11 protein-coding genes are annotated in these 15040 nt (G+C 70.8%); 6 read left to right on the forward strand and 5 right to left on the reverse strand.

The window, feature by feature from the left end; genetic code table 11:
• Nucleotides 1-91: 91 nt before the first annotated feature.
• Complete coding sequence (locus ACIQVL_RS13065) at nucleotides 92-1081, forward strand: NAD(P)-dependent alcohol dehydrogenase (RefSeq protein WP_403475336.1); 990 nt, start codon at nucleotides 92-94, stop codon at nucleotides 1079-1081.
• 70 nt (nucleotides 1082-1151) lie between these two features.
• On the opposite strand, the gene ACIQVL_RS13070 is transcribed toward ACIQVL_RS13065, so the two are convergent.
• The 5 genes from ACIQVL_RS13070 to ACIQVL_RS13090 form a co-directional block, all read right to left on the reverse strand.
• On the reverse strand, nucleotides 1152-1835 hold the full coding sequence (locus ACIQVL_RS13070; protein WP_403475535.1) for a helix-turn-helix domain-containing protein: 684 nt from the start codon (nucleotides 1833-1835) through the stop codon (nucleotides 1152-1154).
• 237 nt (nucleotides 1836-2072) lie between these two features.
• Nucleotides 2073-3212, reverse strand: coding sequence for a hypothetical protein (locus tag ACIQVL_RS13075; RefSeq protein WP_403438166.1), 1140 nt, complete (start codon nucleotides 3210-3212; stop codon nucleotides 2073-2075).
• Between the two features lie 59 nt (nucleotides 3213-3271).
• Nucleotides 3272-4207, reverse strand: coding sequence for an N-acetylneuraminate synthase family protein (locus tag ACIQVL_RS13080; protein ID WP_403438169.1), 936 nt, complete (start codon nucleotides 4205-4207; stop codon nucleotides 3272-3274).
• A 15-nt stretch (nucleotides 4208-4222) separates the two neighbouring features.
• Entirely contained in the window at nucleotides 4223-5473 is a 1251-nt protein-coding gene (locus ACIQVL_RS13085; protein ID WP_403438173.1) for a cytidylyltransferase domain-containing protein, read from the reverse strand.
• A 56-nt stretch (nucleotides 5474-5529) separates the two neighbouring features.
• On the reverse strand, nucleotides 5530-6870 hold the full coding sequence (locus tag ACIQVL_RS13090) for a DUF6716 putative glycosyltransferase (protein WP_403475337.1): 1341 nt from the start codon (nucleotides 6868-6870) through the stop codon (nucleotides 5530-5532).
• A 198-nt stretch (nucleotides 6871-7068) separates the two neighbouring features.
• On the opposite strand from ACIQVL_RS13090, the gene ACIQVL_RS13095 reads away from it, so the two are divergent.
• From ACIQVL_RS13095 to ACIQVL_RS13115, 5 genes are all read left to right on the forward strand, one after another.
• Nucleotides 7069-8046 carry a glycosyltransferase family 2 protein gene (locus ACIQVL_RS13095; protein WP_403475338.1) on the forward strand — a complete coding sequence of 326 codons (978 nt, stop codon included), beginning with the start codon at nucleotides 7069-7071 and terminating at the stop codon, nucleotides 8044-8046.
• On the forward strand, nucleotides 8043-9377 hold the full coding sequence (locus tag ACIQVL_RS13100; RefSeq protein ID WP_403438182.1) for an alpha-2,8-polysialyltransferase family protein: 1335 nt from the start codon (nucleotides 8043-8045) through the stop codon (nucleotides 9375-9377). Before ACIQVL_RS13095 ends, ACIQVL_RS13100 begins: the two co-directional genes overlap by 4 nt.
• 304 nt (nucleotides 9378-9681) lie before the next feature.
• A complete protein-coding gene (locus ACIQVL_RS13105) occupies nucleotides 9682-12384 on the forward strand; it encodes a glycosyltransferase (RefSeq protein WP_403475339.1) in 2703 nt (900 codons plus the stop codon).
• Nucleotides 12385-12643: 259 nt separating this feature from the next.
• A complete protein-coding gene (locus ACIQVL_RS13110; protein ID WP_403475340.1) occupies nucleotides 12644-13753 on the forward strand; it encodes an acyltransferase family protein in 1110 nt (369 codons plus the stop codon).
• Nucleotides 13754-13897: 144 nt separating this feature from the next.
• The gene (locus ACIQVL_RS13115; protein ID WP_403438191.1) at nucleotides 13898-14815 is read left to right on the forward strand and encodes a class I SAM-dependent methyltransferase; all 918 of its coding nucleotides are present in this window, start codon (nucleotides 13898-13900) and stop codon (nucleotides 14813-14815) included.
• Nucleotides 14816-15040 lie beyond the last annotated feature (225 nt).

Consider the following 15040-nt stretch of genomic DNA (forward strand, 5'->3'; position numbering starts at 1 on the left):
GGACCCGCCACGCCCCCCTTGACGGGTGTACGGCGTACACCTACCTTGCCCAGTAGAGGGTGTACGCCGTACACCACGAGGGGGGAGAGTCATGAAGGCGATCGTCCAGGAGCGGTTCGGGCCGCCGGACGTCCTGCGGCCGGCGGACATCGAGTCGCCGGAGGCCGGCCCGGGACAGGTGCTGGCACGGATCCACGCCGCCGCGCTCAACCCGTACGACTGGCACATGCTGCGCGGCGACCCGTACGTCGCCCGGCTGCTGGGCGGTGTCGGGCTGACCCGCCCGAAGTCCCGGGTGGCCGGGATCGACGCGGCCGGGGAGGTGGTCGCGGTCGGTGCCGGTGTCGACGGGCTGCGGCCCGGCGACGAGGTGCTGGGCTTCTGCCGGGGCTCCTTCGCCGAGTTCGCGTGCACCACCCCCGACCTGCTGGTGGCGAAGCCCGCCGGGCTCACCTTCGAGGAGGCCGCGGCGGTGCCGATGGCGGCGGTGACCGCGCTGCGCGGGATCCGGACCGTGGGCCGGGCCGAGGCCGGGCAGCGGGTGCTGGTCAACGGGGCCGGCGGCGGCATCGGCACCTTCGCCGTGCAGATCGCCGCGGCCCTCGGCGCCGAGGTCACCGGCGTGTGCAGCACGCGCAACGCCGAGCTGGTGCGCTCGCTGGGCGCGGCGCACGTCGTCGACTACACACGGGAGGACTTCACCGACCGGGGCGAACGCTACGACCTGATCCTCGACAACGTCGGCGGCCGTCCGCTCGGCCGGCTGCGCCGGGCGCTCGCCCCGCGCGGCACGCTGGTCGCCAACGGCGGGGGTTCACCCGGCCACGTCTTCGGGGCGATGGGCGCACTGCTGCGGGTCGCCGCGGTCGGCCCGTTCGTCCGGCAGCGGCTCCGGCCGATCCTCCCCGCGGTTCCGGACGGACCGGTCCACCAGGACCTGCTCGCCGTGACCGCGCTCGTCGAGGCGGGCAGGCTCGTCCCGGTGGTCGACCGGACCTACCCGCTGTCCGACACGGCCGCGGGCGTCCGGCACGTCGAGGAGGGGCACGCCCGGGGCAAGGCCGTGATCTCCGTCGCGTGATCCGAGGCGGTGCCGGGGCCGACGACGACCGGCTTGCGGCCGGACGCTCCCGCCTCCGGCAGGGGCGCGGTCACGGCCCGGTGGGCACCGTCGGGGTGAGGCGGGCGCGGAGGCGGGCCGCGTCCTGGACAGGTGGTAGGCCGTAGGCGGCACGGTACTCGCGGTTGAACTGGGTGGGGCTGACATAGCCGACGGCCTGGGCGATCTGGGCCGCCGAGGCGTCGCTGGCGAGCAGGCGGCGCCGGGCCTCCTGCAGGCGCAGGTGCTTCTGGTACCTGAGCGGGCTCATGCCGGTGGCCGCCTTGAAGTGCCGGTGCAGGCCGGCCGGGCTCATGTGCGCCACCGCCGCGATCTCGTCGATGCCGAGCGGCTCGGTGAAGCGGGCGCGGATCCAGCGGGCCACCTCGCGCACCCGGGTCGCGGTCGAGTCGGCCAGCGACCACTGGCGCAGCACGGGGCCGAGGGAGCTGCGCAGCAGCCGGTAGAGGATCTCGGTCTCGATGCGGGCGGCGAGCGGGCGGATGTCCTCGGGGGTGTCGAGGAGTTCGACCCAGCGGCTGACCGCGTCGGCGAGTTCGGGCGGCATCGGCGCGGCGACCTGCGCGGCCGGGACCGACGGGGCGCTCTGGCCGGTCTCGTCCAGCTCCAGCAGCAGTTCCGTGAGGGGCTCACCGTCGAGGTGCAGGGAGGCGGACCGGTACGGCACCTGCTCCAGGGCGGCGGTGACGGGCAGGTCGATGGTGGTGAGGAGCATCTCGCCGGGGCGGGCACGTCGAGCTGACACCCGGCGACCTCGCCCGGATCCAGGAGATCCTGCCGCGGGGAGCGGCCGGTTCCCGCTACCCGGCCGCGGTCATGCCGACCTGGCGGTAGCGCCCCAGAGGGGCGCTGGGGGTACCCCCGGCCGAAGGCTGGGGGGAGGAACTGCGCGACCAGCCGCTACGGTGTCGCGGACGACCGATGACGCAGCGCGGCATTTCCAGCGGAGCGCTCAGGCCGGGCTCGTCACCGCCGCCAGCCGGTGGACGTCCTTCGCCGTCCCGGTGACCCCGGACAGGAAGCCCTGGGCGCGCGGGGACGCGTTCTCCGTGAGCCAGGCCGGGTCGATGTCGCAGACGGCCACGCGGACGCCCGTGCCGACCAGCGCCAGCGGGAGGGTGTGCACGACCGTCGAGGGGAAGCTGAGGATCGTACGGCCGATGGGGCCGCGGCGGGCGATCAGTTCCAGGGGGAGGTCCGGGCGGACTATCTCCAGGCCCGTCTCGGCCGCCAGCCGGTGCAGTTTCTCGGTGCTCTCGCGGCGGTGCGCGAAGTAGCGGGTCGCGCCGTGCGCCTTGGCCAGGGTCTGGACGGCCTCCAGGTAGCGGTCGCCGTCCACGACGCCGGTCTCCACCAGGGAGGTGCCGACCATGTCGGCGCCCTTGGTGATGCGCGGCGGGCCGAAGCGGGCGCGGGTCCAGCCGAAGTCGTTCGCGGTGACCGTCACCCCGGCAGGGGTCTCGGTCATCGGCATGGAGGAGAAGACCTCGACGCGCCGGCGGTCGCTCGGGGTGAGGCGGCGGCGGGCGGAGGAGGAGACCGGCGCGAAGAGCAGGTCCCGGGCGCCGGGCCGGCCGCCCTTGCGGTGCCAGCGGACCAGGCGTTCGCCGCGGGCCAGCTGGGCGACGAACTCCATCGTCGCGGTGCCGTCGTCGACCACGACCAGGTCACGGGCGCGGGTGATGGTCAGCAGGAGCTGTACGTAGCGGGAGAACGGGTCTCCCATCACGATGCGGTCGGCCCGGCGGAGGGAGCCCGCCAGGCCGCCGATCGTCTGGAAGGGGGCGGTGGTGCCACCCCGTGCTTCCTCCCAGCGGACCCGGTAACCCTCGTCCCGGGCCAGGTCCGCCATACGGCGCAGCTGGCCCCGGGTCATGGGGTCCGTCGGGGACAGGACGACGATCGTGAGTTCCGCGCCGGGTGCAGATATGCCGGATGCCGGGCGCCGTACCTGACCGGGTACGGTCTGCAGCGGCTCCGCCGAGCCGCTCAGGGCGTGGACATGCGCCCACTCCAGCACGTTCAGCAACTGCACCGGACTCTCGACGAAGGCGAGGGTGTGGGGGCCGGCGTTCCCGGCGCGGGGGCTCATCGACGTACGACCGTCCCGTCGTCGTAACACATCAATCAGACTCGGACTCGGACCTGGACTCAGACCTGGACCGGCTCGCCGGCGGCCGCGGCGATCTCAGCCTCGGCGACGACGCCGGTGACGCGGCGCAGCTTCTTCATCGGGCCGAGCTCGGAGTCGTAGACCTTCTTGACGCCGTCACCGAGGGACTCGGAGATGATGCGGATGTCGCGGACCAGGCGGGTCAGGCCCTGCGGCTCCACGGAGGCGGCCTGGTCGGAGCCCCACATGGCGCGGTCGAGGGTGATGTGACGCTCGACGAAGGTGGCGCCGAGCGCGACCGCGGCGAGGGTGGTCTGCAGACCCGTCTCGTGGCCGGAGTAGCCGATCGGGACGTTCGGGTACTCCTTCTCCAGCGTGTTGATCACGCGGAGGTTGAGCTCGTCGGCCTTCGCCGGGTAGGTCGAGGTGGCGTGGCACATGAGGATGTTCTCGGAGCCGAGGACCTCGACCGCGTGGCGGATCTGCTTCGGGGTCGACATGCCGGTGGAGAGGATGACCGAACGGCCGGTGGCGCGCAGCGCCTTGAGCAGCTCGTCGTCCGTGAGGGAGGCGGAGGCGACCTTGTGGGCGGGGACGTCGAACTTCTCCAGGAAGGCGACGGCCTCGGTGTCCCACGGGGAGGCGAACCAGGCGATGTTCTTGCTCTTGCAGTACTCGTCGATCTGGCGGTACTCGTCCTCACCGAACTCCACGCGGTGACGGTAGTCGATGTAGGTCATGCGGCCCCAGGGGGTGTCGCGCTCGATGTCCCACTGGTCGCGCGGGGTGCAGATCTCCGGGGTGCGCTTCTGGAACTTGACGGCGTCGCAGCCGGCCTCGGCGGCCACGTCGATCAGCTTGAAGGCGTTCTCCAGCTCACCGTTGTGGTTGATGCCGATCTCGCCGCAGATGTAGACGGGCTTGCCGGGGCCGACCTCACGGGAACCGAACTGGCGCAGGCGGGAGTTGCTCATGACTGTGGGGTGTCCTTACTTCGGGAGGGAATCGAGAGAGGGGCCGAGGATCCAGCTGGCGATCTCTCGGATCGCGCCGTCACCGCCGGGGAGGGTGGTGACCGCGCGTGCGGCGCCGCGTACGACGTCGTGGGCGCTCGCGACCGCCACGGGCCAGCCGGCTACGGCGAAGCACGGGAGGTCATTGACGTCGTTTCCGACGTAGAGCACGCGCTCGGGAGCGATGCCCTGCTCCTCGCACCACTGCTTGAGTGCGAGGTCCTTGCGGTCGATGCCGTGCAGGACCGGAATCTGTAGCTTCCGGGCCCGGGCGGCGACGACCGGGTTCTGCTCCGTGGAAAGGACCAGCATCTTCAGCCCGCTCTTGCGCAGGGCGGCGATGCCGAGTCCGTCGCCGCGGTGCACGGAGACGAACTCCTTTCCATCGGCGTCGATCAGCACCCGGTCGTCGGTCTGGGTGCCGTCGAAGTCCAGTACGACCGCGTCGACGTCGTCGGCGGTCGGGAGGGCGCCGGGGCGGTCCGCGTCGAAGAGCGGGGCCAGGGCGCGGGCGCGCGCGAGCTCGTGGTGGTCGTCGATCTCCAGGACGCGCGCGGGGTCGGTCCGCACCAGTTCGGTGTGGCCGAAGAAGCGGTGCTGGTGCTCGCGGAAGCCGTCGGCGCGCATCGCGTAGGCGGCGCCGGTCTCCAGGAAGTCCTGGGGGCGGTCCTGCCGGCGCGGCCGGAACGACTTGTCGTGGTTGACGCCGAAGCCGCCGCTGGCGGACGCCTCGTCGGCGCCGACCGGCACCGGGGCGTGCACCTCGTCGCGCCAGACGAAGCCGTGGAAGGGGGCGACGGTCAGGGCCGTGTCGGCGCCGTTCTCGACGATCGCGCCGACCACCCCGTCGATGTCCTCGCGGACGATGAACGGGCTGGTGCACTGCACGAGCAGGACGACGTCGACCGTGGCGCCGTGCAGCGCCTCGTGGGCGTCCATGGCGTGCAGGACGGCGGCCTCGGAGGTGGCGGTGTCGCCGGCGATGGCGGCGGGACGCAGCACGACCTCGGCGCCGGCCGAGCGGGCGGCGGCGGCGATCGCCTGGTCGTCGGTGGAGACGACCACGTCGGTGACCAGCCGGGAGGCGACGCACTCGCGGACCGCGCGGGCGACCAGCGGGACGCCGCCGACCGGGGCGAGGTTCTTGGCGGGCACGCCCTTGGAGCCGCCCCGGGCGGGGATCACGGCGAGGACGCGGGGCACTACGGCCCCTTCGGGGTGGGACATCGGCTCAGTTCCTTCGGACGCTTGGAGCGGGGCTCGTTGACGCGGGATCCGGTCGCTCACAGCTCTCCCATTCGTCGGATCACGGGGGCCACCCGCTGGACGCCGTGGCGGTAGGCGCCGCGTGCGGCCCGGCGCACGATCTGGCGGACGGGGCCCGGGGCCTTGTCGGCGGCGGGCGCGCCCGGGAGCGGGACGCCGTCGGGGCCGAGGTGGTGGCGGGCCAGGATGCCGGGCAGGTAACCGGACGCGGTCTCGGGTGTGTAGTACGGGTTCAGCGGGGGCAGCCCGCCGGGCCGGGCGAGCAGCTTCGCGATGCGTTCGCGGCCCGCGTCGAAGGCCCTCTCATAGCTGCCTCCCCCAGAGGGGGTACCCCCAGCGGCGACGCCCTGCCGTGAGACCCACTCGGCGTCGGGCACCGGGCGGTGTCCGGCGTCGAGCTGGTCCCAGGAGGCGAGGCAGCCGGAGCCGACGAAGTGGTGGTTGCCGAGCGCCTCGCGGATGCCGAGGTCGGTGAGGACCACGGTGGGGATCCGGCGGTGCAGGGACTCCAGGGCGGCCGTCGAGCTCATCGTGACCAGCAGGTCGGTGCGGTCGAGGACCTCGCCCATGTGGCCGTAGACCAGCTTGAAGTTGGCGGGCACGTCCTTGCCCTGGACCAGCTTCTGGTAGGGCAGTTCCTCGATGTGGGTGGTGTGCTCGCCGGGCTTGGAGCGCAGCTTGAGCAGCACCTCCCGCTCGGGGTGCCTGCGGGCGTGCTCGATCAGCCGGTTGAGCAGGTAGGTGCGGTCCTTGCGGCTCTCCGGGACCGACGGCTGGGCGGCGAACACCACGGTGTACGGGTCGTGTTCGCCCTCGTAGGGCGCCCCGCCGAGGAACGGCAGCGCGACCTCGGTCACCGACGAGGAGTCGGCGCCGACCCCGTCGTACACCGCCCGGAACCGGTCGGCGTCCTGGCGGGAGTTGGCGAGGACGAGGTCCGCGCCGTGCCGCAGCAGCAGGCCGTCGGCGAGCTTCTCGTAGACGACGCCGACGTAGCCGGTGACGACGACGGGCCGCTTCTCCCGGCCGGCCCAGGCGCTGCGCAGCCCGTGCAGCATGGCCTGCGTGCCGCCGCCGACGAGGGAGAGGACGAGGATGTCGTACGACTCCTGTTCCATCTCCCTCAGGAACTCGACGGCCGTCACCTCGCGGAGCGAGTCCGCGTGGACGCCGACCTCCTGGAGCTGGCGGGCGGTGGGGGTGGCACGGCCGCGCAGGAGGTAGCCGTCGAGCCGGACGTCCGAATTGTCGGTTTCGTTGGGGATCAGGCGCTTCGCGGTGAGCGCCCCCCACTTCCACCGGGTGTCGGAGTCCGCCAGGACGGCCACCCGCAGGGTCTTCGTTGCACTTGCTGGCACACCGAAGACGCTAGGAAGCCATTCCGAGGAACTCCCGAACCCGAATCCAACAAAAGGTTAACAACACATCGCCGGATGGCGAATCAGCTCGGGATAAGCCCTGAAAATTGCCTGGTTCACAGCTTCGCCACGCGTCGTTCACCTGGATTCAATGCGACAGTCAAGACGGATGACGGGCGTCCCCCTAACGTCCTTCACGTGGTCAAGCTCTCCGTCATCGTGCCGTTCTACAACGTGCAGCAATACGCGCCCGACACCCTGAGGAGCCTGCGCGCGAACGCGCGTGAGGACTTCGAATTCATTCTCGTCGACGACTGCTCGACCGACGGGACACCAGAGATTCTCGCGCGGGCCGAGCGCGAGCTCCCCGGCGCGGTCCATGTCAGACACGAGCTGAACGGAGGGCTGGCCACCGCGCGCAACACCGGCATCGACAAAGCACGCGGCGAGTACGTCACCTTCCTGGACGGCGACGACTGGCTGGCGCCCGGCTACTACCCGCAGCTGGTCGACGCGGTCGAGTCGCTGGGCTGCGACTTCGTCCGCACCGATCATGTGCAGTGCACCGCGCGCGCCCGCGTCGTGACCCGCGTTCCGGTCGGCCGCCGCAACGTCGTGCTGAACCCGCGGGACGCCATCCTGCCCGCCGACCGGTCCACCTCCGTCGACTACGCCTACGCGTGGGCGGGCGTCTACCACCGCCGTCTGGTGGACAAGGGGCTCGTGCATTTCACGGACGGGCTGCGCACGGCCGAGGACCGGCCGTGGATCTGGAAGCTGCACCGGGAGGCCGGGTCCTTCGCGGCGGTGAACCTGCTCGGTGTCTTCTACCGGCGTGGCGTAGCCTCTTCACTCACGCAGATCGGCGACGTCCGTCAGCTCGATTTCATTCGCGCGTTCGACCAGGTGATCGAGGAAACGGCGCAGGACGCCGACGCGAAGGAACTCCTGCCGAAGGCCGTCCGCACCTATTGCGCCATCATTTCCCATCACCTGGGATCCATCGAAAGGTTCGAGCCCGCGGTGGCGAAGAAGCTGAAATCCATGAGTGCGGCCGCACTGCGGCGCATGCCGCAGGACGTGCTGGACGAGGCCCTGGACTCCATGGACCTCCAGCGCGCCACCAAGCTGCGCCGGCTGCGCCGCCGTCCCGCCCCCGCGGGAGCCGCCGCGTGACCACCCAGATCTTCCAGGCGTCCACCCTCTACGGCACGGCCACCCTCGCCGCCGCCCTGGACTCCGGCGCCTTCCGCCCGGCCGACCGGCGCATCCTGCTGGTCTGCAACAACGCGGCGACCCCCGAGACCACCCCTGGCCTGGACGAGGCGCCCGGCTTCGAGCGGCTGCGCGACCGCTTCGACGACGTGATCTCGTACAACGAGACGATCTTCCCGTTCCACCCCGGCGGCTGGGCCCCCCGGCCGGACGACTTCCCGCTGTGGGAACGCTTCCTGCGCCACGAGTGGCAGCTCGGCGACGAGGACGTCGAGATCGCCGTCGAGTCGATCCAGGTCAACCCCTCGCAGAGCCTCACCCAGATCTTCACCGGCGCCCCGGTCACGGTCTACGCCGACGGCCTGATGAGCTACGGCCCGACCCGCAACAAGATCGACCCGCTGGTCGGCACCCGCGTCGACCGGGTCCTCCACCTCGACCTGGTGCCCGGCCTGAAGCCGATGCTGCTCACCGAGTTCGGCGTCGAGGGCGAGATCGTGCCGACCGCGGCGTTCACCAAGGTGCTCGCCGAACTCGCCCCCAGCGGCGACGAGCTGCCCGAGATCGAGGAACCGGCCCTGCTGCTCGGCCAGTACCTCTCCGCGCTCGACATCCTCACCCCGGAGCAGGAGGAGAACCTGCACGTCCGGATGTTGCAGGGCGCCCTCCAGCTCGGCCACACCAAGATCGTGTTCAAGCCGCACCCCTCCGCCCCGGCCCGGTTCGCCCGCACCCTGGAGCAGGAGGCCGAGAAGCTCGGGGCCGACCTCACCGTGCTGGACACCACGGTCCTCGCCGAGGTCCTCTACCAGCGGATGCGTCCCGCCCTGGTCGTCGGCTGCTTCTCCACCGCGCTGCTCACCGCGTCCGCGCTGTACGGCCTGCCGACCGCCCGCATCGGCACCGACACACTCCTCGACAGGCTCACGCCGTACGAGAACAGCAACCGCGTCCCGGTCACCGTCGTCGACGCACTGGTGCCCGAGCTGACCGACCGCAAGGCCGTCGAGGAGCAGCGTCCGCGGATGAGCGTGGAGGCGCTCGGCGAGCTGATCCGCGCCGTGAGCTTCGCCATGCAGCCGAAGATCTACCCGCAGCTGCGCGCCGAGACGGAACGCTATCTCAGCAAGCACCAGAACGGTACTGCCAAGCGCTACTTCAAGCGCAAGCGGCTGACCTCCCTCGGTCTGCCCGGCGGCATCCCCGGGCGGCTCGCCTTCATCCCCCGCAACTCCACGGCCCGGCGGATGGTCCGCCGGGCCCGAGCGCTGCAGAAGGCCGTCAAGCGCTGAGAAGCGGTGCCCTGACGCGCCGGGAAGAGGCGCCGTCGCCCATCCACAACCTGTGACGAAACTGTCGATTCCCCCAGCCCCCCGTTTTCACAAGGTATGAAAACCCTGTGAGAACGGGGGGCTTCTTACTTGCCTGCCTCTCGCTTTTGCCCTGCCGCACAACCCGATGTCCCCCAGAGTTCACCCAAGGTTTCCAGTCGGTTCGACCCCCGGCCGAACGAGGTCGTATTTCATTCACTCACATGAAGGTTCGGGTGTGATCACGGTAAAAACGTGACCGCCCCACTGAAGATTGATTGCGTCCATGCGTATCGCTGTGTTTGTCGAGAACCGCAACGGCGTCGGTCTCGCCTCGGAGATCATGAAGGCGCCGGGAGCCGAGGCACACTCCTTCCACTTGGTCACGGCAGACCGGGACGGCGATGTCGCCGGATGGATCGAGCAGGAGGCGGCGGCCCGCTTCGACGACCTCAAGGTGCACAACCTGTTCCAGGTCGACGAGCCGATCAGCGGTGCGGAGTTCCTGGAGGAGGTCGGCCACCGCATCCGGGCCTACACCGTGCAGGAGCGCGTCGACCGGCTGGTGTTCTTCAACGACCAGTCGCAGCGCGGCCGCCGGGTGGCCGGCGAGCTGCACGACACGCTGCCGCTGGTCCTCGTGCAGGACGGGCACCTGGACTTCCACTTCAAGCGGACCGACCCGGGCCTGCGCGACCAGAACTGGTACTACGGCTCCTCGTCCCCCGCCGCCGTCTGCGTGTGGGGCCCGGCGACCGCCCAGCACCTGATGTTCCGCTCCGCGGACAGCGACGTGTCCGTCCACATCACGGGCGCGCTCGGCCACAGCGACGACCCCCAGCTGCTGCGTGCGGCCCGCTCCACCACCCACCGGCACACCAAGGGCTCCGGCGAGCCGCTGCGCATCGTCGTCCTCGACCAGCCGCTCAGCGACCAGCGCAAGCTCTCCAGGAAGGACCACCGGGAGCAGCTCACCGAGCTGTGCGAGGCGCTCACCGGTTTCGGCGAGGTGGAGATCAAGCCGCACCCCTCCACGCTCCGCGGCCACCTCGACTGGCTGCAGACCCTGCCGGACGTGACCGTGCTCGACGAGAGCGCGCTCCTGGACGCCGAGTCCCTCGACGGCTACGACCTCGCGATCACCTTCTTCTCCACCACCTACCTGCAGACGCTGCGGGCCGGCACGCCGCTGATCCTGTTCAGCCCGCCCGCGCTGAACATCGTCTTCCCGACGATCAACCACCCGCTGCTGCGCAACGTCGGCACGGTCGGCGAGCTCGTGGACGTCACCGCCGAACTGCAGCGCGCGGGCAAGTTCACGCCCAACGCGCACGGTGAGCCGATCGAGCACTTCATCACCTTCCACGACGACGTCCCCTCGCGCGTCCTGCGCCGTATCGAGGAGGCCGAGGTCCCGGCCGCACGGCCCGTGGCGCGCCGGCCGGCGCCCACCGGGGAGCAGACCCACGGTTCCCGCGCCGACCGCGCCCTGCGCGCCGTCGAGGAGCGGCTCAACCGGCCGCGCTCGCTGGCCGTGCTGGGCCTCGGGTTCTCCTACGTCACCGGTGTGGCGATCCCCGTGCTCACCTACACCCAGGCGCTGCTCGCCCAGAACCCGGTCGACATCCGCTACTTCGACCTCGGTGTCTACACGCGCACCGAGGACGTGCTGGCCGACCTGGCGGACACCGAGGTCGTCCTGATCAACAGCCTCGCCCCGTTCTGGCGTTCGCCGCTGGCCAACGAGCTGACGGAGGCGCTGGTCGCCCTGGGCCGGTCCGTGGTGGTGTACGCCCACGAGACCGAGTACGTCATGAACTTCGAGGGCGAGCAGCACGCGCTGCGGCACGCCGAGATGGTCAAGGTGCTGCCCAAGGTCAAGGTGCTGTGCGTCTCCACCTCTCAGGCCGACATGTTCCGGCAGCTCGGCGTGAGCGACCCGGTCGTCGTCTACAACACCGTGCCGCAGGACACCCACCGCACCCTGGCCCGGCGGACGCCCGGTGAGCGGCCGCGGATCGTGATGGTCGGCTCGATGCAGGACCGCAAGGGGCTCGACCTGTTCTCGCGGGTCGCGGAACTCGCCTACACGCAGGGCCTGCCGTGGGAGTTCGCGTGGATCGGCCACAAAACCTGGCGGATCAGTTCCTCGACGCTGCTGTCCGACCGCGTCGAGTGGATGGGAGCGCTCTCCCGCGACCGGGTACGCGAGGAACTCGCCGCCTCCGACGTGTTCTTCCTGTCCAGCATGGACGACCCGATGCCGCTGTCGGTGGTGGAGGCGGTGCAGCAGCGGCTGCGCACGGTCACCTACCACCGGGTGGGTTCCCGCGAGGTGCTCGAGGGGGTGCCCGGGTACCGGTCCTTCGCCGAGTACACGCCCGCGGCGGCCCTGGAGGCGCTGCGGCGCGTGCTGGAGGAGGAAGTGGCGGAGGACGAGTACCAGGAGGTCGAGGAGCTGTTCGACATCTCCGCCTTCACCGCCCGGATGACGACCGCACTGAACCTGGCGGGCCCCGACGACGCCGCGCGCGCCCTCGCCGCCGTCGCCGCCGCCACCGCCGACGCTGCCGACGCCCCCGAGGGGCAGGAGCCGGACGGCGAGACGGCCTATGCCGAGGGCCCGTTCTCCGCGGTGCTCTCCCGGCACGCCAAGTACCTCAACGAGGACTTCACCCGGCACTTCACGGCCGGCCGGCAGGACGAGGCGCTGCGCGTGGGCCAGGAGATCCTGCGCCGCAGGCAGCCGGTGGACGTCCTCATCGGCATGGCCGAGATACGCGCCTCGCGCGGCGAGACCGACGAGGCGTTCCGGCTGCTGTCCGCCGCGGCGATCGCGGGCGGCGACCGGGGCCGGGTGTGGTCGGAGATCTCCCGCGTGGCCGGGGACCTCGGCGCCCGGGGCAGGGCGATACGGCAGCTGGCCCGCAAGGAGTCGATCCGCATCGAGCTGTCCAACCGCTCGGCCCGGCTGCTGAAGTCCGACTGAGCCCTCGCGTCACGCGGCGGGCGGGCCGTGCGCCGTCCTGCCCGCCGCGTGACGCGCGACGCGTCGCCGGGTGCCGGGGTGCCGGCCGATCGCATGGCCGGTAAACGAACAAATAAATACCGTCATATGAATGATCGGGGCTGCCTCCTGTGACATTCCGGTGATTCACCCAGGTGACGGCGGTGGGCCTCCTTCGTACCGGCGATGTCCGAACCGATCGGATGATTAAAGGCCTGTTCCCGGGTAGGCGTCCCGGACCATGGCACTCGCATCCCCCCCACTGCCGTCGCCGCCTGCACGGACCACGACCGCCCCGGCCCCGCCCGGACGGCCCCGCCCCCGCCTTCTCGCCCTCGACGGGCTGCGGCTCGTCGCCGCGCTGATGGTCTGCCTCTACCACTACGCCGGCCGCGGCGGAGTCGTCTCCGCCTCCTGGCAGCAGAACCCCGACCACGTCTTCCCGACCCTGTCCAGAGCGGCCGTCTACGGCTGCCTCGGCGTCCAGTTCTTCTTCGTCATCAGCGGCTTCGTGATCTGCATGAGCAGTTGGGGCCGCTCCCTCGGCGACTTCTTCCGCTCCCGGGTCGCCCGCCTCTACCCCGCGTACTGGGTCGCGCTCGCGCTGATCACCGGCGCGTCCGTGGTACTGCCCGCGGTGGTGCACCCGGTACGGCTCGACGAGTTCCTGGTCAACCTGACCATGCTGCAACAGCCGCTGGGAGTGCCGCGCGTGCTCGGCGTCTGCTGGACCCTCTGGGTCGAGGTGCGCTTCTACGCCCTGTTCGCGCTCCTGGTGGTCCTGCCGGGCGTCACCTACCGCAGGGTGGTGCTGTTCTGCTCGGTGTGGACCATGGCCGCCGTCCTGTCCACCGCGGCGGGCGGCACCTGGGCCGAGCTGGTCGTGATGCCCGCGTACGCGCCGTACTTCGTCGGCGGTCTGGCCCTCTACCTCGTCCATCGCTTCGGCAACGGGCTGCTGCCCTGGGGGATCGTGGCGCTCTCCTGGATCCTCGGCATGCGCACGGCGGCCCAGGGCCTGTGGCACACGGGCTCGCCCCGTGACCCGTACGTCGTGATGCTCCTCGTCACCCTCGCCTTCGCCGCCGTCGCCGCGGTGGCGGCGGGCTGGACGAACTGGGCGGCCTGGCCCTGGCTGACCACCGCCGGGGCGCTGACGTATCCCTTCTACCTGATCCACGAACACCTGGGCTGGTTCGTGATCCGGGTCCTGCACCGGGCATGGGGACTGCCGCCGTGGCCGACGCTGGCACTGACGGTCCTCGGGATGCTGGGGCTCGCCCGGCTCATCCACCGGTACGTGGAGACTCCGCTCGGTCCGCGCCTGAAGCGGACCCTGAAAAACGCCTGACGCCGATGTTGGCCCGCCGTTCATCTCTGCTTGGGTTTCGGATCGGCACGGCGGGCAGGCACCTTGGAACCTTGCCTGTGCACAGGTTTTTCGCAGGGGTTCCACAGACCGCCGTTTCGTGTATCGAGGGAGTGCCTTCTCCGCATGGCGATAACCACCCAGGAAACGACCCGACCGCCCCGCCGTCTCGACGACGTCCCCGGCTGGTTCCCGGTGCTCGACCAGGTGCTCTTCGACTGGTTCCTGCGCCGCCAGGAGGAGGCCGGAATGCGCGGCGACCTCCTCGAGGTCGGGACCTACATGGGAAAGAGCGCAATCTTCACGGCCCGGCACCTGCGGCCCGGCGAGACGTACACGGTCTGTGACCTCTTCGAGGGCGACGCCCCGGACGACGCGAACCGGGCCGAGTCGACGAAGTCCTACAGCAAACTCACCCGGCGCGTCTTCGAGCAGAACTACCTCGCCTTCCACGAGGAGCTCCCCCGGATACTGCAGGGCCCCAGCTCCGTGGTCCCCACCGAAGTCGCGCCCGGCTCCTGCCGGTTCGTGCACGTCGACGCCTCGCACCTGTACGAGCACGTGCACGGCGACATAGAGGCGGCACGCGAACTGCTCGTGCCCGACGGCATCGTGATCCTCGACGACTTCCGCTCCGAGCACACGCCCGGTGTCTCCATAGCGGCCTGGGAGGCCGTCCTCAACGGCGGGCTGAACCCGATCTGCCTCAGCACCCAGAAGCTGTACGGGACTTGGGGCGACCCCGAGCCGGTGCAGGAGGCACTGATGGAGATGATCCAGCAGCGGACCGACTGCCACCTGAGCACCCAGACGGCGGCGGGGCACCGGATCATACGGCTGAAGTCCAAGGGGATGCAGGCACCGGAGTTCCCGCCGTCGCGCTACGCGGACGTCCCGGAGGAACCGGAGCCGGCGCCCGCGCCCCCGGCCCCGCCGGCCGCCGCCCCCGCCGCTCCGCCCCGGCGGCCCAGCAGGGTACGGCGGGTCGCCCGGGACCTGCTGCCTCCGGTGCTCACCCGGGCCATCCGGAAGGCGATGAAGTAGCGCCCGGCGGGGCCCCGGCGGGTGGCCGGGGCCCTGCCGGAGTGGTACAGACCGGAAGACTCCGCAGCAACGGATCGCATCCGTTTTATCCGTCCTGGCATCGGAAATCGCAAAAGAATTACACAGCATTCGCTATTGCAGGTGTTTATTCGACACCTTCCCGTCTTACCATTCTTTGACCGTTCACTTTCCCTCCGTTAACCTGAAATTAGTTTGATGTAACCG

Source organism: Streptomyces sp. NPDC090499 (assembly GCF_044769305.1).
GTDB lineage: Bacteria > Actinomycetota > Actinomycetes > Streptomycetales > Streptomycetaceae > Streptomyces.